Annotated in this window: 13 protein-coding genes; 7 read left to right on the plus strand and 6 right to left on the minus strand. The window is 73.9% G+C overall.

What is annotated here, in order from left to right:
- Positions 1-5: 5 nt before the first annotated feature.
- From AB0J53_RS06245 to AB0J53_RS06255, 3 genes are read right to left on the minus strand one after another with little or no spacing between them, the layout of a single operon-like run.
- Positions 6-1,325, minus strand: a complete 1,320-nt coding sequence (locus AB0J53_RS06245; RefSeq protein WP_219506702.1) for a solute carrier family 23 protein — start codon at positions 1,323-1,325, stop codon at positions 6-8.
- Between the two features lie 57 nt (positions 1,326-1,382).
- The gene (locus AB0J53_RS06250) at positions 1,383-1,592 is read right to left on the minus strand and encodes an RNA-binding S4 domain-containing protein (protein WP_219506709.1); all 210 of its coding nucleotides are present in this window, start codon (positions 1,590-1,592) and stop codon (positions 1,383-1,385) included.
- Between the two features lie 11 nt (positions 1,593-1,603).
- A complete protein-coding gene (locus tag AB0J53_RS06255; protein ID WP_364169060.1) occupies positions 1,604-3,232 on the minus strand; it encodes a PucR family transcriptional regulator ligand-binding domain-containing protein in 1,629 nt (542 codons plus the stop codon).
- Between the two features lie 130 nt (positions 3,233-3,362).
- On the opposite strand from AB0J53_RS06255, the gene AB0J53_RS06260 reads away from it, so the two are divergent.
- From AB0J53_RS06260 to AB0J53_RS06290, 7 genes are all read left to right on the plus strand, one after another.
- A complete protein-coding gene (locus AB0J53_RS06260; RefSeq protein WP_364169063.1) occupies positions 3,363-4,214 on the plus strand; it encodes a DUF2877 domain-containing protein in 852 nt (283 codons plus the stop codon).
- Positions 4,215-4,352: 138 nt separating this feature from the next.
- Positions 4,353-5,963: an FdrA family protein gene (locus AB0J53_RS06265; protein WP_364169066.1), complete on the plus strand. Its 1,611-nt coding sequence runs from the start codon at positions 4,353-4,355 to the stop codon at positions 5,961-5,963.
- Positions 5,963-7,333 carry a DUF1116 domain-containing protein gene (locus AB0J53_RS06270; protein WP_364169837.1) on the plus strand — a complete coding sequence of 457 codons (1,371 nt, stop codon included), beginning with the start codon at positions 5,963-5,965 and terminating at the stop codon, positions 7,331-7,333. The genes AB0J53_RS06265 and AB0J53_RS06270 overlap by 1 nt, the downstream gene beginning before the upstream one ends.
- A 128-nt stretch (positions 7,334-7,461) precedes the next feature.
- The gene (locus AB0J53_RS06275) at positions 7,462-9,732 is read left to right on the plus strand and encodes a protein kinase (protein ID WP_364169069.1); all 2,271 of its coding nucleotides are present in this window, start codon (positions 7,462-7,464) and stop codon (positions 9,730-9,732) included.
- A 23-nt stretch (positions 9,733-9,755) separates the two neighbouring features.
- Positions 9,756-10,568: an MOSC N-terminal beta barrel domain-containing protein gene (locus AB0J53_RS06280; protein WP_364169072.1), complete on the plus strand. Its 813-nt coding sequence runs from the start codon at positions 9,756-9,758 to the stop codon at positions 10,566-10,568.
- 63 nt (positions 10,569-10,631) lie between these two features.
- Positions 10,632-11,915 carry an MFS transporter gene (locus tag AB0J53_RS06285; RefSeq protein ID WP_364169075.1) on the plus strand — a complete coding sequence of 428 codons (1,284 nt, stop codon included), beginning with the start codon at positions 10,632-10,634 and terminating at the stop codon, positions 11,913-11,915.
- A 106-nt stretch (positions 11,916-12,021) separates the two neighbouring features.
- Positions 12,022-12,849 (plus strand): IS5 family transposase, encoded by an 828-nt coding sequence (locus tag AB0J53_RS06290; protein ID WP_364169077.1) that lies wholly within the window; start codon positions 12,022-12,024, stop codon positions 12,847-12,849.
- Here the strand turns inward: AB0J53_RS06290 and AB0J53_RS06295 are convergent.
- From AB0J53_RS06295 to AB0J53_RS06305, 3 genes are all read right to left on the minus strand, one after another.
- On the minus strand, positions 12,821-13,075 hold the full coding sequence (locus tag AB0J53_RS06295; RefSeq protein ID WP_364169080.1) for a hypothetical protein: 255 nt from the start codon (positions 13,073-13,075) through the stop codon (positions 12,821-12,823). The genes AB0J53_RS06290 and AB0J53_RS06295 overlap by 29 nt on opposite strands.
- Positions 13,076-14,000: 925 nt before the next feature.
- Positions 14,001-15,425 (minus strand): hypothetical protein, encoded by a 1,425-nt coding sequence (locus AB0J53_RS06300; RefSeq protein ID WP_364169083.1) that lies wholly within the window; start codon positions 15,423-15,425, stop codon positions 14,001-14,003.
- A gap of 561 nt (positions 15,426-15,986) precedes the next feature.
- On the minus strand, positions 15,987-17,558 hold the full coding sequence (locus AB0J53_RS06305; protein ID WP_364169086.1) for an FAD-dependent monooxygenase: 1,572 nt from the start codon (positions 17,556-17,558) through the stop codon (positions 15,987-15,989).
- Positions 17,559-17,655 lie beyond the last annotated feature (97 nt).

Raw genomic sequence — 17,655 nt, forward strand, 5'->3', positions numbered from 1 at the left:
AGAGATCAGGCTTCCCGGCGCGGCCGGGCCAGGTGAAGCAGGTGGTAGCCGGCCAGCAGCACGATCGTGCCCAGCGCGATGCCGCTCAGCGCGAACGTGTCGGTGACCGGGAAGGCGACCGGGCCGATCGCGCAGATGATGCCCGCCCCGGTGGGCAGCAGGTTGACCGGCTCGGCCAGGTCGACCTTGTTCTCCATCCAGATCCGCGCGCCGAGCAGCCCGATCATCCCGTACAGGATGGTCGTGACGCCGCCGAGCACCCCGTCGGGGGTGGCGGCGATGAGCGCGCCGAACTTGGGGCACAGCCCGAACAGGATCGCGATCACGGCGGCGATGTAGTAGGCGGCCGTGGAGTAGACGCGGGTGGCGGCCATGACGCCGATGTTCTCGGCGTAGGTGGTGGTGGCCGGGCCGCCCACCGACGTGGCGACCACCGTGCCGACGCCGTCGGCCAGCACCGCCCGGCCCATGTAGGCGTCGACGTCGGTCCTCGTCATCTCGCCGACGGCCTTGACGTGGCCGACGTTCTCGGCGATGAGCGCGATCACCACCGGCAGCACCAGCACGACGGCCGACACCTCGAACGCGGGACCGTGCAGCTCCGGCAGCCCGAACCAGTCGGCCTCGGCGACCTTCGACAGGTCCACCCGGTAGCGCTCGGTCGTCGCGCCGCTCGCGTCGGGCGTGGCGATCTTCCCGCCGACCAGGTCCCACACGTACGACAGCGCGAACCCGAACACCAGGCCCAGCAGCACGCCGATCCGGCCGACGAAGCCGCGGAACAGGCCGACGAACACCAGCGTCGCCACCATCGTCAGCAGCGCCACCCACGGATCGCGCGGCCAGTAGTTGTCGGCCGCCACGTACGCCATGCCGAACCCGATGAGCATCACCACGCCGCCGGTCACCACCGGCGGGAACACCCGGTGGATGATCCGCACCCCCAGCAGGTGGATCGCCAGCCCGGCCGCCGCCAGCACGACGCCCACCACCAGCAGCGCGCCCGTCACGGTCGCGCTGTCGCCGCCGCCCGCCCGGATCGCCACCACCGCGCCCACGAACGACGCGCTCGACCCGACGTAGCTCGGCACCTTGCCCTGCACGACCAGCAGGAAGATGATCGTCGCGACGCCCGACATCATCACGGCCAGGTTCGCGTCCAGGCCCATGAGCAGCGGGAACACGAACGTCGCGCCGAACATGGCGATGACGTGCTGCGCCCCGATCCCGGCCGTCCTGGGCCACGACAGCCGCTCGTCCGGCTTGACCACCTCGCCCGGCGTCAGCCTCTTGCCGTCGCCGTGCAGTTTCCACCCGAGCGCCATCCGCGTGCCCGTCCTCTCCGTAGTTCCGGAGAGCACAATAGGGGGTGACCTGCGATGTCAGTTCACGTGGATCTCGAAACCGTCGCCGCTGACCACCTGGCCGGAGCGGATCTTGCACGTCTTCCTGAGCTCCACCTCGCCGTCGACCAGCACCAGGCCCTCGGCGATCAGATGCTTGGCCATGCCGCCCGTCTCGGTGACGCCGCAGTATTTCAGCAGGTCGCACAGCGGGATGAAGTCGTCGCGCAGCTCGAATTCCAGGTCCACGGAGAGCAAGCCTAGATGCCGCGCATGCGCAGCACGTGCAGGGCCAGCGTCAGGTTGAGGCGCAGGTGGGGGTCGTCGGTGAAGTTGCCCAGCAGGCGCTCCAGCTTGCCGATGCGGTAGCGCAGCGTGTTGTAGTGGAAGTGCAGCCGCCGGGCGGTCTCGGCCACGTTGAGGTTCGTCTCCAGCAGGACCTGGAGGGTGCGGCGCAGGTCGGCGTTCTCGGCGTCGGCGTCGGACGACAGCGGGCCGAGTGTCTCCTTCACGAACGCGTGCAGCTCGTCGGTGTCGCTGACCAGCGACAGCAGCCGGTAGACGCCGAGCTGGTCGAAGTGCGCGACCGCGCCGGGGCCGTGCAGCTGGCGGCCGACGCGCGCCGCCTTGAGCGCCTGCGTGTACGCCTCGGGCAGCGTCGCCACCCCCGGGCTCGGGCGGGAGGTGCCGGTGGAGAACGTCGCCGGCGGCACGTCGGCGAACCCGGCGGCGGCGTCCCTGGCGAGCCTGGACGCGTCCACCTCCGCGCCCACCACGGCCACCGCCTCGTGCGAGAAGCCCGCGACCGCGCCGCCGGGGTCGTGGCGGCGCAGCGCGGCCGTCCAGCAGGTGACCAGGCGGTCCTGGGCGGTGCGCTCGTCGCTGTCGGGGTCGAGCTCGGCCACCAGCACCGTGACGGGCCGCTCCAGGTCCCAGCCGAACGCCCGCGCCCGCGCCGCCACCCGCTCGGCCGTGCCGGCCCGGCCGGTGAGCACGTCGCGCAGGAAGTCGGCCCGGTACTTCGACTCGACGGCGTGGACGGCCTCCTGGCGGGTGACGGCCAGCGCCGCGACCGTCGCGGCCCGTTCCAGGATGCCGACGTCGCTGTCGCGGATCGCCCCGGCGGGGCTGTAGGCGACGATCCGGCCGTGGTGGTGCCCGCCCGCCGTCACCGGCACCGACGCCATCACCCGCCCGCGCGGCCCCGCTCCCGGCTGACCCGGCTGACCCTGGCTGGCCGAGGCCGGGAGGCCGTCGTGGGCGGCCGACTCGCGCAGCGCCGCCACGTGCTCCCGCGGGCCCGCCGCCGCCAGCACCCGGCCGCGCCCGTCGACCGCCGCCACCGCCACGTCCAGCAGGGCCGCCACCTCGGCGGTCACCTCGTCCAGCCCGCCGCCCGCCAGCACCACCTGCACCAGCGCCCGGTGCGCCTCCTCCGCCCGCACCAGCACCGCCGCCTGCCGGTTGAGGATGTCGGTCAGCACCTGGTTGAGGATGTCGTCGAAGCCGACGTCGTTCGGCAGCAGGATCAGCGGGAAGCCCAGCCGCTCCGCCTGCTCGGCCATCTCCGCGGGCAGCTCGTCCACGTAGCGACCCAGCTTGATCCCCAGCGCCGCCAGCCCGCGCTCGTCCAGGTCGGCGACCAGGCGGCCGAGCGACTGCGGCGTGTTGCGCAGCGGGTAGCCCGTCGTCAGCAGCAGCTCGTGCGGCTTGACCCAGGCCAGGATGTCGGGCACCTCCATGACGTTGAGGCGCTGCACGATGCGGCCCAGCCCGCGCTCCCCCGCGATCAGCCGGGCGCCCGCGAGCGTCGACACGCCCAGCACCTCCCCGACGGACACGCCGTGAATGATCGTTCCGGTGCTGGCGAGACGGACCGGGGGCTCCATGGGGTGATTGTGACCCGAGAAACGTCTGGCAGGAAGAGCCAACCTTCCCGCTGACTGTTGGCAAATTTCTCCGTACGGAGGGTTGCCCGGCGCGTTCTACGGTCAGGTCCAAGGTCGATAGGGAGGTCCGGTGACGGTCGGCACTCACGCGGGGCGCGTACGCGCCCACGTCACGGGCGCCGCCAGCGCGGCCGTGCGGCCCGTCCTGGAGGCGCCCCGGCGGCCCGCCCGGGTGCTGGCCGCCTTCGCCGCCGGGATCTACCTGGAGGTCAGGACCGATCTGGAGCCGTCGGTGATCGCGGTCATCACGGGCGGGGCGTCCCGGCTGCCCAACTCCGTCCTCCTCTCCGCTCCCCTGCCGCACGTCACCGTGGGCGACGACGCCCACGTCGGCGACGGGTCCGTCGAGCTCGGCCGGCTCAGCCTGCGCGCCCGCCGCTGGTGGGACCCCGCCCCGCCCCTCGGCCCCGTCGACCCGGCCCGCCTCGCCGCCGTGACGCTGCCGCCTCCGCCCGCGGGGCCCGCGCTCGCCGGGCACCCGGCCGTCGATCTGCTGGCCGTGAGCTGCGCGTCCGGGCGGCTGGTCGGCGCGGTCACCGCCGCCGAGCAGCTCGTCGGCCTCGGGCCGGGGCTCACCCCGAGCGGCGACGACGTGCTGGCCGGGCTGCTGGTGACGCTGCGCCACCTCGGCGCCGCGACCGGCGCCGGGCAGGCGGTCAAGCTCGCCGGCTGGCTCGCCGCCGCCGTCACCTACGACGCCCGCACCCGCACCACGCCGATCTCCGCGACGCTCCTGCACTGCGCGGCGCGCGGCCAGGCCGGGCCCGAGGTCGTCGCCGTCCTGCGCGCCCTCGCCGGACGCCAGGCGCTCGAACCGGCCCTGCGCCGCCTCCACGCCCTCGGCCACACCTCCGGCGCCGACCTCGCCCAGGGCATCGCCATCGGCCTCGACGCCGTCCTCGCCCTGGGCGGCCGCCGATGACCCGCCCCCTGGGCGGGCGCCCTTCCACGCGGGACCGGCGTCCCGTCCCCGGGCGCCGCGCCGGAGGGGCGTCCCGCCCGCTCGGGGGGCCGCCGTCCCCCGGGTTTCCGTACGGGGTCACCGGTCCTGGGGGTCGGCATGGGTGATGCGGTGTTCGTGCGCCGGGGCGTCTACCACGACTCGGTGACGCTCATGCGGGCCGGTACGGGCCTGCCGGGGGCCGAGGTGGCGGTGGTGGCGATGGCCACGCAGCTGAACCTCGGCCTGGCCCGCGACCTGGGCTTCGACGTGCCCGCGGCGGACCCGGGCGACCTGCTGGTGGCCTTGCGGGGCGACGACGTGGCCGGGGCCGCCGAGGAGCTGGACCGCCGGCTCACCGAACGGGCCCCGCCGGGCCGGGAGGCGGAGCAGCCGCCGCGCACCACCCGGTCGGCCGCCAGGTCGCCCGCCGACCTGGTGCTGGTGTCGGTGCCGGGCGAGCACGCGTTCGCCGAGGCGCTGGACGCCGTGGAGGCCGGGCTGCCGGTGATGATCTTCAGTGACGGGGTGCCCGTCGAGCAGGAGCGGCTGCTCAAGGAGCGGGCGGACGAGCGCGGGGTCCTGGTCATGGGCCCCGACTGCGGCACCGCCGTGATCGGCGGCGTCGGGCTGGGCTTCGCCAACGTGCTGCGGCCCGGCCCGGTGGGCGTGGTCGCCGCGTCGGGCACCGGGGCGCAGCAGGTGACGTGCCTGCTCGACCTGGCCGGGGTGGGGGTCAGCCATGTGCTGGGCGTCGGCGGGCGGGACCTGTCGGCGGAGATCGGCGGCCGGTCCACCGTGCGGGCGCTGCGCATGCTGGACGACGACCCGGCGACCGAGCTGATCGTGCTGATCTCCAAGCCGCCGTCGCCCGAGGTGGCGGCGGCCGTACGGGAGGTGGCGGGGGCGCTGCGCACGCCGGTCGTGACGGCCGTCCTCGGCGCGGACGCCGACCTGACGTCGGCGGCTGAGGAGGCCCTGCGGGCGCTGGGCGTGCCGGTGCCCGGCTGGCCGTCGTGGACGGCCGCTGGCGACGTCGCGGCGTCCGGCGGGGACGGGACCGGTGGCGGGACCGGTGGCGGGACCGGTGGCGGGACCGGTGGCGGGGCCGGCGGCGGCCGGGCGCTGGTCGGCGTGTACTCCGGGGGCACGTTGTGCGCGGAGGCGGCGGCGGTCGCGGGCCGGGGGGAGTTCACCGACTACGGGGACGACGCTTACACGCGGGGGCGTGCGCATCCGATGATCGACCCGACGCTGCGGCTGGAGGCGTTGCGGAAGGTGCCGCCGGACGCGGTGGTGCTGATGGACGTGGTGCTCGGGCACGGGGCCGACCCCGACCCGGCAGCCGCGCTGGCCCCGGCGATCGCGGCGTCCCGGGCCACGGTCGTGGTCGCGCTGGTCGGCACCGAGGGCGACCCCCAGGGGCTCCGGCGGCAGGCCGAGACCCTCCGGGCCGCCGGGGCCGCCGTCTTCGCCTCCAACGCCCGCGCCGCCCGCTTCGCCGCCACCACCGCAAGCCGCCCCCCATCCCCCGCCCCCGGTTCCGGTCCCGGAGCTCCCGAAGCTCCCGGGGCCGCCGCTCCGGTCCTCGGAGCGCCCGGGGCCACTCGCCTCGACGCCGGTCCCGGTCCCGGTACTCCCGGGGCCGCCGCTCACGGCCCTGGGTCCGGTCCTGGCTCCGGGTCCGCGCCTGGAGGGGTTCGGCCGGGATCGGTTACGGAGGTGTCGTGATGGTGCTGGACGGGCCGCCGAGGGTGATCACCGTGGGGGCCGAACCGCTGGCGGAGGCGTTGCGGGAGCAGGCCGCCGACACCGTGACCGTGGCGTGGCGGCCGCCGATGGCGGGGACGGCCGAGGCGCTGACGCGGGTGCTGGCGGATCCGCGCAGGCGGGCGGCCAACGAGCTGGCGGTGCGCCGGATGACCGGTGCCCGCCCGTACCTGGCGGGGGTGCGGCGGGCGTCGGAGCTGTTGCGGCTGCCCAGGGGCATGTTCCTGCACGCGGGCCCGCCGATCACGTGGCGGCGGGCGTCGGGGCCGCTGCGCGGGGCGCTGATCGGCGCGATGCTGCTGGAGCGGTACGCGCCGGACGAGCGGGCCGCCGAGCAGGCGCTGGCCTCGGGTGACGTCCTGCTGGAGCCGTGTCACGGGCACGGCGCGGTGGGGCCGATGGCGGGGGTGGTCAGCCCGTCGATGTGGCTGTTCGAGGTGCGGGACGACGAGCACGGCGGCGTCGCGTACTGCTCGCTCAACGAGGGCCTGGGCAAGGTGCTGCGGTACGGCGCGTACGGGCCGGAGGTGCTGGAGCGGCTGCGCTGGATGGACACGGTGCTGGGCCCGGTGCTGTCGGCGGCGGTGGAGCTGGCGGGCCCGATCGACCTGCGGGCGATGATCGCGCAGGCGTTGCAGATGGGCGACGAGCTGCACAACCGCAACCGGGCGGCCACCTCGCTGCTGTTGCGGGAGCTGGCTCCGGCGGTGGTCGACGCGGCTCCGGCGAACGCGTCGGACGTGCTGCGGTTCATCGCGGGCAACGACCATTTCTTCCTGAACGCGGCGATGGCGGCGGCCAAGGTGAGCACCGACGCGGCGCGGGACGTGCCGGGCTCGTCGCTGGTGGTGGCGATGGCGCGCAACGGCACGGACTTCGGCGTGCAGGTGTCGGGGCTGGGGTCGCGCTGGTTCACCGGCCCGGCGGGGGTGCCGGACGGGCTGTTCCTGGGCGCGTACGGGCCGGGCGACGCGAACCCGGACATCGGCGATTCCACGATCACGGAGACATCGGGCCTGGGCGGGTTCGCGATGGCGGCGGCCCCGGCGATCGTGCGGTTCGTGGGCGGCGAGGTGGCGGACGCGGTGGCGGCGACCCGGTCCATGTACGAGATCACGCTGGCGGAGCATCCGGCCTACCAGATCCCGGCGCTGGGCTTCCGGGGGACGCCGGTGGGGATCGACGTGGCGCTGGTCGCCAGGACCGGGCTGCTGCCCGTGGTCAACACGGGCATCGCCGGGCGTGTCGCGGGCACCGGGCAGGTGGGGGCGGGGCTGGTGAGCCCGCCCGCCGAGGCGTTCACCAGCGCGCTCGCGGCCCTTGCAGGCTGACGTATCGGCAGGTCAGGGCTTCTGTAAGGAAGGTTTGGCTTCACACCCGGAATGGCCTGCCTATATCGTGGCGAATCTCATTAATCTGGAACGTATGCCGCGACGCAGGTAACAGATGGGGGCGTGACATGGCAGCCGACCGCGTACTCAGCGGCCCCGGCGCCGAGGGCGGCGCCTCACAGAGCCAGGGCCGCCTGATCGGCCGCCGTTACCGCCTGATGTCGCCGGTGGGCCGGGGCGGCATGGGCATGGTGTGGCACGCCCACGACGTCCTGCTCGCGCGGGACGTGGCGGTCAAGGAGCTCATCCTGCCGTTCGGCCTGGACCACGCGGGCAAGCAGGTGGCGCACCGGCGGATGCTGCGCGAGGCGCGCTCGGCGGCCCGGCTCACGCACCCGGGCATCATCACCGTGCACGACGTCGTCGAGGAGGACGGCCGCCCGTGGATCGTCATGGAGCTGGTCCGCGCCTGGTCGCTGGAGCAGGCGGTGCGGCAGGGCGGCCCGCTCCCGGTGGTCCAGGCGGCCGAGATCGGCATCCGAGTGCTCGACGCGCTGCGGCACGCGCACTCGGCCGGGATCCTTCACCGTGACATCAAGCCGGGCAACGTGCTGCTCACCGCCGACCGGGTGGTGCTGACGGACTTCGGCATCGCCGCGATCGAGGGCGACGTGACGATCACGCAGACCGGCCTGCTCATGGGCTCGCCCGCCTACATCCCGCCGGAGCGGCTGTCGGGCCAGCCGCTGACCCAGGCGGCCGACCTGTGGTCGTTCGGCGCGACGCTGTACGCGGCGGTCGAGGGGCGGCCGCCGTACGAGGGGCCGGACGCGATCGCGGTGCTCGGCACGGTCCTCACGCAGGAGCCGAACCCGCCGCAGCGGGCGGGCGCGCTGCGGCCGGTCATCGACGGGCTGCTGCGCAAGAACCCGGCCGAGCGGCTGACCTCCGACCAGGTGGTGGAGCAGCTGGAGCGGGTGCTGCGCGCGCACGGCTCGGCCCGCCCGCGCGTCCCGGACGTGCCGCCGCCCCCGCCGCTGCCGCCCGACCCGGACTTCGGCACGGGCGAGCCGCCGTCCGGGCCACTGCCGGGGCCGCCGTCCGGGCCGCTGCCGTCGCGGATCGTGGAGACCCCGTCGGGTCCGGTACGGGTCCCGTACGATCCGCTGGGCAGCTCGTCCGGCGGGTACGCGGTGGCGGGCCCGGCCGGCGGGCACCCGACCGACCAGCTCAGGCCGCCGGCGGCGGACGGCTTCGACGCGTTCGGCAGCCGCTCCGGCCCGCACCGCGTACCCGAAGCCTCGTCGGGTTCGCACCCGCTACCCGGCCCCTCGTCCGGTTCGCACCCGCTGCCCGACCCTTCGTCCGGTTCGTACCCGCTGCCCGACCCTGCGTCGGGCTCGCACCCGCTGCCCGACCCTGCGTCGGGCTCGCACCGCATCCCCGACATGTCCGGCCTGCACGACACGTCCGGGCCGCAGCGGATGCCGGAGGAGACGCCCGGCCCGCAGGAGGCGCCGTTCGTGGCGCGCGGCCTGCTCGACGGCCCGTCGAACCCGCCGCTGGGCGGCTACCCGAACGTGGACGACGACGAGCCGTCCGCGCCGCCGATCCTGCCGCTGACCAGCGACAGCCGGACCGCCGGCAGGTCCGCGCCGTGGCCGCTGGCCTCCCCCGACGACCTGCGCGACCAGTCCAGGGACCTGTCGCGCGAGATGCCGCACAGCCGCCTGGCCACGCTGCCGGGCGTGGCGCACCGCCAGACCAGGAGCAGGCGCAGGCCGGACGACTCGGGCAACGCCTGGGTGCGCGGCGGCAGGCCGACGCCGCTGCTGCTCCTCACGGCCGTGGCCGCCGTGGTCGCCGTCGTGGCGGCGCTGGTGCTGCTCTCCACCGGCGGCACGACGGAGCCGGCGGCGAGCGCGTCCCCGACGGCGAGCGCCGCCGACGCCGCCCCCTCGCCGGTCCCCGACGGCTACCGGGAGCACACGCCGCCCGGCTTCACGGCGGCGCTGCCGGACAGCTGGAAGCTGACGTCATCGGGCGACGAGGCCACGTTCACCGGCCCGAAGGACTCGGGCCTGACGATCGAGGTGGAGCAGGCGACGCCGCAGGCCGACGGCGGTCTGTCGGAGCTGACCCGGCGCGAGGCCGACGGCGGCGTCGACGCCTACATCCAGGTCCAGCTCCAGGCGGTGAAGTACCGCGGCTGGAAGGCGGCCGACTGGGAGTACACCTACACCACCGGCAACGGCGTCCCCATGCACGCCCTGACCAGGCACGTCACGATCGACGAGCGGACCGCGTACACGATCGCGTTCACGATGCCCGAGCTGCGCTGGGACGACGAGGCGGACACCCGCAAGGTCTTCCTGGACACCTTCCGCGAGACCACCTGATCGCCCCCTGTTACGGTCGCGGCATGGAGCTGGCGAACATCTACTTCTATCCGGTCAAGTCCACCACCGGTCACGAGCTGCGCAGTGCCGAGGTAGAGCCGTGGGGGCTGGCCGGCGACCGGCGCTACCTGGTCGTGGACGAGGCCGGCGAGCCGCTGACGGCGCGCGAGTTCCCGGTGATGCTGTCGTGCGTGGCGCGGCCGGACGGCGGCACGATCACGCTGACGGCCCCGGGCGCCGCCCCGTTGCGGGTCACGCCCACGGCGGCGCGGGTCATGGTGAGCGTGTGGGGGACGCCGGTGGAGGTGACCGACTGCGGCGACGACGCGGCGGCCTGGCTTACGGCGCTGATCGGCCGGCCGGCGCGGCTGGCCTGGCTGGACGACCCGACCCGGCGTCCGGTGAACCCCGCCTACGGCCGCGCGGACGACCGGGTGAGCCTGGCCGACGCCTACCCGCTGCTGCTGACCACGACGGCGTCGCTGGAGCAGCTCAACACCTGGGTGGCGGCCACGGCCGCCGAGTTGGGCGAGCCGGTGCCGCGGCCGCTGTCGATGCGCCGGTTCCGGCCGAGCGTGGTGGTCTCCGGGTCCGAGCCATTCGCCGAGGACGCGTGGAAGCGGGTCCGGATCGGCGAGGTGGAGTTCAGGGGCGTCAAGCTGTGCGACCGGTGCGTGCTGACGACGGTCGACCCCGACACGTGGACCAAGGGCAAGGAGCCGATCCGCACGCTGGCCCGGCACCGTCGGTGGGACGGCAAGACCTGGTTCGGGCTCAACCTCATCCCCGACGGCACGGGCACGATCCGCCAGGGCGACCGGGTGACGGTGCTCTGAGCGCATCGGGACGGCCGACTGTCCTGTTTGGGGCCATCTCTGGGGTTATGCGAGACTTCACGGGTGACCAGCGCCCCCCCGAATGCTGAAATTTCGCCCCCTGGCCGGATCCGTGGCATCCAGCGCCGCATCCTCGTCGTGCTGTCGGCGGCGCAGATCGTGGGCGGGGTGGGCGTCGCCGTCGGGCTGGCCCTCAGCTCGGTGGTCGTCGACGACCTGTCCGGCTCGACGGTGATCAGCGGCTTCGCCGGAACCGCCACCGTGCTCGGCGCGGCGCTGCTGGCGCTGCCCACCGCCAAGGCCGCGGGCCGCAGCGGACGGCGGGCCGGGCTGGCGCTGGCCTACCTGGCGGCACTGCTCGGCTGCGTGATCTCGGTGGCGGCCATCAGCATCGGCAACTGGCCGCTGCTGCTGGCCGGCCTGGTGCTGGTGGGCGGCGGCAGCGCCGGGAACCTGGCGGCCCGCTACTCGGCCACGGACCTGTCGCCGCCCGGCCACGCGGCCAGGCATCTGTCGCTGGTCGTCTGGGCGGCCACGTTCGGCTCGGTGGCGGGCCCGAACCTGGCCGAGCCCGCCGACCGGATCGGCATGGAGAGCCTGGGGCTGGTGGAGAAGGCCGGGCCGTTCGCGTTCGCGGCGCTGGCGTTCGCGGTCGCGCTGGTGATCATCCTGGCGGGCCTGCGCCCCGACCCGCTCCGGCTGGCCCGCGAGCTCGACGGCACGCAGTCGGCGGGCCGGGGCGGCAAGCGGACCGTCCGCACCGCCTGGCGCACGCTGCGTACGACGCCGATGGTCCGCAACGCGCTGGTGATGATCGCGGTCAGCCACACGGCGATGGTCTCGATCATGTCGATGACGCCGGTGAAGCTGCACCACGACGGCTCGTCCCTGGACGTGATCGGCATCGTGATCAGCCTGCACATCGCCGGCATGTACATGATGTCGCCGGTGGTCGGCTGGCTGGCCGACAAGGCGGGCCGGGTGCCGGTGCTGATGCTCGGCATGGGGCTGCTGCTGGCCTCGGCGGCGCTGGCGGGCACGGCCGGGCACCGGGTGTGGCAGGTGACGCTGGCGCTGTTCCTGCTCGGGCTCGGCTGGTCGTGCGGGCTGGTGGCAGGGTCGGCGCTGGTCAGCGAGTCGGTCGCGCTGGAGGCGCGGCCCGCCGTGCAGGGCCTGTCGGACCTGCTCATGAACGTGTGCGGCGCCACCGGCACGATCATCGCCGGGGCGATCGTCGGCGGCCTGTCGTACGGGGTGCTCGGGCTCGTGGTCGGGGTGATGGTGACCGCGGCCGGGCTCTGGCTGGTGGTCGTCCGGCGGCGCGCCGAAGACGCGGCGCCCGCCTAGGGCCTGTCTCGAAGTGTTGATCAACGGCGTGTCGTAGCCAGATACGCAGGGAGGTCTCCGGTAAAGGGTTCAACGACCAAGAAGAACCTCATACCCCGGAGACCTCGTGGCCACCTTGGCGGTGACGCGGCGATTCGACCTTACCGATGCACAGTGGGCGCGGCTGGAACCGCTGCTGCCGGTGCCCAAAAGACCAGGTCGGCCATCGCGGTGGAGCAAGCGCCAGCTGATCGACGGCATCCGCTGGCGGGTACGAGTGGGCGCGCCGTGGCGGGACGTACCCGAGTGTTACGGCTCCTGGCAGGCGGTCTACAGCCTCTTCCGCCGGCGGCAACGTACCGGTGTCTGGCAGCAGATCCTTACCCGGCTGCAGTCCCTGGCTGACGACAGAGGTCTGATCGGCTGGCAGGTCGGGGTGGACTCCACCGTCTGCCGAGCCCATCAGCACGCGGCCGGCGCAGCCCGATACGGCGAGCGCCAGAACGAACCTCCCGGCGGACTGCGATCGGAACCCGCCGATCACGCACTCGGACGCTCCCGGGGCGGCCTGTCGACCAAACTGCACCTGGCCTGCGAGCAGGGCCAGCGCCTGCTCGCCCTGGTGATGACGGCCGGGCAGCGCGGCGACGCGCCCCAGTTCCCTGCGGTCCTGGCCGCCATCAAGGCGCCCCGGCTCGGGCCCGGCCGCCCACGCATCCGACCCGAGATCGTCCGCGCCGACAAGGCGTACTCCTCCCGCGCCATCCGTCAGCACTTGCGCACTCGCAAGATCCGATGCACCATCCCCGAACCCGCCGACCGCATCGCCGCCCGCCAACGGCGCGGCAGCCACGGTGGCCGCCCACCGTCCTTCGACACGGCCGACTACCGCGCCCGCTCAGCCGTCGAGTGCGGCATCAACCGGCTCAAACGCAGGCGTGGCGTTCAACGCTGAAGTGCGTTCGCCCGAGTGATCCGCCGACAGCGCAAGGCGATCGGGCGGCGAAGAAGCTCGCGTCGTAGGCGGAGGCGTCCGCGCCGGCCACTGGAGGTGTCACACCGAGCGTGTTGAGGAAGCGGCCCTGCGCCGGATCGGCCCGGCTCCGCGCCATCGTGCGGCGGCGTGCCGCCCGCCACGCCACGATGTCCACCTCGTGTCCGGCTGCGGTGATGATCTCCACGGGCGGGCAGCCTCGGACGGGCAGAAGCCGGCGCCGCGCCCGGTGGAACCCCAGGCAGGTACATCAGGATGCACTCGCCACCGATCCCGCTGGTGGCGGCGGCTGACGAGCTCTCCCGCGCGACGTCTGCCCAGGCGGCGTCGAGGACCGGTGCGGCTACGGCCTCCCACAGCGAGGCGAGGATGCCGAACATGTCCTGCTGGGCCTGCTGCCGCACGCGGACCAAGCCCGGCATGATCGCGGCGAGCCGAGCTTCCCTCAGGGCCTCGACGCGTTCGTCCACCGCCTGCTGGGTGGGCAGGGGCAGGTCCACGGCGATCAGCGGCGCGTCCTGGCCGTCGGCGACGATCAGCGCGCTGCCATGGCCGGGGGTGCGCCACGACGCAGGCGATCGGCCCCTCGGCCGCCTGCCGCCGCAGCCGGGCGTCGGTGGCGGAAGGAGGAAGTCCTGGAGCCCGCACTGCCGGCGGATGCGGGCCATCAGGTCGTCCCGCTGCCGGTCGAGCTGGGCGCGCAACTCGCTCAGAGCCTCGTGGCCTGCTCCCACGGGCGCGGGCCGGGGATCCCGGGCGGCGGGTGGGGGCACCGGGTCCGGATCCCGGTCCGCGCGCTCGATGGCCTGGATCAGCGCTCCACGCTCCTCGCGGGACCGCCAAGACCACCTCCGGCACCTTCTCATCGCCGCGGCGATGTCCCTCACCAGTGCATGACGCATCGCTTATAGGAACGCCGCTGGCACCGGCCCGCACCTCGCATTTCGCCGCTCTTCTTCCGGCAGCATGATGAGATTCAACCAAGAAGGTGTCTGCAACTCCTCCTAGCAGTCTTCAGGGCAAAACCTGTCAGTGCAGCGGAGCGTAGGGCTTCCCAAAGGCCCCAAGCGCCGCCACGGCCGCGAAGGCCATGGGCTGCATGACCACGATGCCTAAAGAACGGTCAGGTGGCCGTACCCGGACAGGGTCGCGGCCAGGTCGCCGGGCTTGCCGCGCAGTGCCGCGTCGAGGAAGGCGGCGGTGGCCGCCGCGGTGATGCGCGGCCCGGCGGTCCGGCCGAGGGAGCCGACGAGCGCGGGCAACGGCGGCAGGAAGAGCGGAGCGTCGGTGAAGGTGAGGTGCGCCGAACCGGGGACGGTGAGCCGGTAGCTTGTCGCCGTGCTGAGCTGGAGCATCTGCGTTAGGCGGGGGAGGTAGCCTGGCTCCTCGCCCGGCTTCACGTCGTGGGTGAGCGCGAGCACGGGCTGGTCGAACGGTTGCGGCGTGGGGTCTCGTGGGAACCCGTCCATGTCGATGACGGCTGCGAACCGGGGGTCCTGGCGGGCGGCTTGCAGGGCGGCGGCGCCTCCGAGGGAGTGGCCGGTCGCCGCGGCCCGGCGGATGTCGAGCCGCCCGGTCAGGAGGCCCGGTATCTCCCCGTGGTCCAGGCGGCCGAGCTGGGTGAGGACGAAGCTGAGGTCGGCGGCCCTGACCGCTGTCCACCCGGCCGCGCGCCTGTTGTCCTCCGTCTGGTCGCCGGTGGCCGCGACCCGGGTGCGGATCGTACGGCCGTCGGTGAGGGTGACGACCGCTGAGTCGTAGGGGTGGTCGAGGGCGGCCACGACGTAGCCGCGGCTGGCCAGTTCCTCGGCCCAGGCGGTGCTCTGGGTGCGGACGCCGCCGAGCCCGGGCGAGAACAGCACCACGGGGAACCGGCCGCCCCCGGCGGCCACCGGGGCATTGGGCGCCGAGCGCGTGTGGGCGCGTGCCGCCTCGTCGAGAATGAAGCCTGGAAGGCCGAGGTAGCCGGCCTGGCCTTGGGCGACGAGCTGCGCCTCCTGCGGCGTACGGCCCAGGTACCGTGCCCGCCGGGCAGCAGGATCGCGCTGCGCGGGATACCAGAGCTGGACGACGACCGTTCGCTGGTCCTCGGTTCGGGACGTGGCGGTTTCCGTTCGATCGGGGTCGGTCCACTGCACGACGGTGGTGCCGACGGCATGTGCGCCCGACGGCTCGGGGAAGACGGGCCGGGGGAGCGCCCACGCCGCCACCGCGCCGGCGAGAATCAGAGCCAGGCACGCCGCCGTCCCCGGCAGGGCCAGCCACCACCGGGCCCGCCGTACGGGCCGCCCGGCACGCCGCCTCAGCACGGAGAAGGCGGCGAACGTCAGCGCGGTGCCCCCGCCCGCGAGGACGGGTACGAGCTGCCAGCGGATCCCGAGCACGGCCAGCACGATCGCGGCCGCCGCGAACGCCGCCGCGCCGGCCCACGCCGAGGCCCGGCGCGCGCCGGGCGGCAGCCAGCGGGCCAGCACCAGCACGACGGCGGCCGCCAAGGCCGAGAGCTCCGCAAAGGACAGGCCGAAGAACACGGTCATGTTGATCATCGTTTCGGAGCGATCCCAGCCGGGCAACGGCCGCAATGCGGAGAGCCGTGCGCGACCTCGGTATGACCCTCGCGACCGCTCTGCGACCAGGGTCGCAGAGCCCGGTAGCCCTGGCGTCCGGAATGCAAGCAACCCGGTCTCCCGGGGGGAAAGACGCCGCCGCCCCCTCCGAGATTCACTTCCGGCAATCGAAACGACGAAAGCCTCCGCCGGGCCCTCCACCGTCCCGCCGGAGCGCGTCGCAGGCGACGGATGTGAGGCGCTGCCGCGCGGACTGGAGCGGATCGACGTTGATGGCACGACCTGAGGAGCGGCGTACATGAGCGGGGAGTTCGCGGGGCGGCGGGCGTTCGTGACCGGGGGCACCTCGGGGATCGAGATCGTCCTCGACGACGCGCAGCTACTCGCACGGGCCGCGTCGGCCGCGGGAGCGAGCTGCCGGCTCGACATCCATGACGGTATGTCCATGCCTTCCACGCGACCGCGTTCCCCGTCGCGGCAACCCTGCTGCGACGCGTCAGCGAGTGGAGCGGACCCTGCTGACCTGCGTGATCAGGCCGGAGACGCCATCGTGCGTTCGAGGTGGCCGGACACTGATCGGCCGTCCCAGTCGCCTCCTGCGAGGGTGACATAGCCGTCAGGGCGGATCAGCACGAGGCCGTCGCCGTCGACCCCGTAGAGGTCGTGGGCCTGTCCCTCCGGGTCGAGGAGCACGCGTTCGCCGTCGCCGTGAGGGAGGCCCGGGCGGACGATGCGATAGGTGTGCACATCGGCGCGTCCCACCCGGGGGGCGGGCTTGGGGCCGAAGACGAGCAGCGTGAAGTGCGTGCCGCGGAACAGGTCGAACAGCCTCACCCGCTCGCCGGTCGCGGGCTCGGCGCAGTGGGCGTCCGGGGCGCGATCGCCGGCGCGGATGCCGATCGCCTCGTCCAGGTCACGTGCCAGGCTGCCGCCCCGGTAGGTGATGCTCAGCTGGCTGACGTCGCTGAACGGGTCCTGGCCCTGGAACGCGCCAACGATGCGCTCCGACACGCGTCCGGCGTCGCCGCCGGCCCAGAACCTGCCCCGGGCGGTGGTCGAGGCCAGGACGTGCGCGGCGATCGGCAGACGCTCCTCCTCGTACGTGTCGAGCAGCGGTTCGGGCGCTCCGCGCAGGACGTGCGCGAGCTTCCAGCCGAGGTTGTAGGCGTCCTGAACGCCGGTGTTCATGCCCTGGCCGCCGGCGGGTGTGTGCACGTGGGCAGCGTCTCCCGCCAGGAAGACGCGGCCCTTCCGATACCGGTCCACCATGCGGATGTTGACCTGGTACACCGAGAGGTAGACCGCGTCGCGGAAGCGCACGCCGGGCAGCCCGACCCGCTGCGCGAAGATGTCGGCGAAGGTCTCCAGCGAGACCGAGGACGGCTCCTGGCCGTCCGGCGGCAGCGGCGCGGTGAAGAACCAGGTCCCGCTGCGGGGCATCGGGGCCAGGGTCAGCATGCCGCCCGGGCCGGTGGCCCACATGTGCGCGACCGAGTCGTCCAGTCCGTCGACGCTGAGATTGCCGAACAGCATCCGCTGCCGCTCCAGCGTCTCCCCGAGGAAGTCGATGCCGGCCTGCTTGCGTACGGTGCTGCCGCCTCCGTCGCATCCGACGAGGTAGCGCGACCGGATGTGATGGCGCTGCCCGTCGAACCGGACCGATGCCGTGACGTGGTCGCGATCCTGTGCGAGCCCGACCAGTTCGCCGCCGAGCTCCACCCGGGCGCCGAGCGACGCCAGCAGCTCGCGCAGGGCCGCTTCGGTGAACTGCTGCCCCACCATGAGGCTGCCCGGGTAGGGCGCGCCGGGCACCGCGGGCGCGTCGTACATCACCGCCTCGCGGACCACGGCGCCCTGCGCGTCGTAGAAGCGGGTGGGGCGAGGCGGCTCGGCCCGTTCGATCAGGCGGCCGAGCACGCCGATGTCCTCGAACACCTCCTGTGTACGGGCCCGGACGCCGCGGGCCCGCGTTCCGGCCGGGTAGGTGTCGGCACGATCGATGATCCGCACACGCACGTCGCGACGGGCAAGTTCGCAGGCCAGCGTGAGTCCTACCGGCCCCGCGCCGACGATGACGACATCCATCATTTCCGAAGTGTCCATGGACAGGCTCTCCCTTCATGGCGGCGCTGAAGTGACCGCTTGCCCATTCATAGTGGGCAAGCGCCCACTCGTCAACCGCGTCACCACCCAGCCCGGC

The sequence above is a fragment of the Nonomuraea sp. NPDC049725 genome (assembly GCF_040674795.1).
Lineage (GTDB): Bacteria > Actinomycetota > Actinomycetes > Streptosporangiales > Streptosporangiaceae > Nonomuraea > Nonomuraea ceibae.

Excerpts from the sequence above, each read along its gene's own strand:
- AB0J53_RS06245 (WP_219506702.1), bottom strand. The coding sequence starts at position 1,325 with ATGGCGCTCGGGTGGAAACTGCACGGCGACGGCAAGAGGCTGACGCCG.
- AB0J53_RS06255 (WP_364169060.1), bottom strand. The coding sequence starts at position 3,232 with ATGGAGCCCCCGGTCCGTCTCGCCAGCACCGGAACGATCATTCACGGC.
- AB0J53_RS06265 (WP_364169066.1), top strand. The coding sequence starts at position 4,353 with ATGGGTGATGCGGTGTTCGTGCGCCGGGGCGTCTACCACGACTCGGTG.
- AB0J53_RS06270 (WP_364169837.1), top strand. The coding sequence starts at position 5,963 with ATGGTGCTGGACGGGCCGCCGAGGGTGATCACCGTGGGGGCCGAACCG.
- AB0J53_RS06275 (WP_364169069.1), top strand. The coding sequence starts at position 7,462 with ATGGCAGCCGACCGCGTACTCAGCGGCCCCGGCGCCGAGGGCGGCGCC.
- AB0J53_RS06280 (WP_364169072.1), top strand. The coding sequence starts at position 9,756 with ATGGAGCTGGCGAACATCTACTTCTATCCGGTCAAGTCCACCACCGGT.
- AB0J53_RS06300 (WP_364169083.1), bottom strand. The coding sequence starts at position 15,425 with ATGACCGTGTTCTTCGGCCTGTCCTTTGCGGAGCTCTCGGCCTTGGCG.
- AB0J53_RS06305 (WP_364169086.1), bottom strand. The coding sequence starts at position 17,558 with ATGGACACTTCGGAAATGATGGATGTCGTCATCGTCGGCGCGGGGCCG.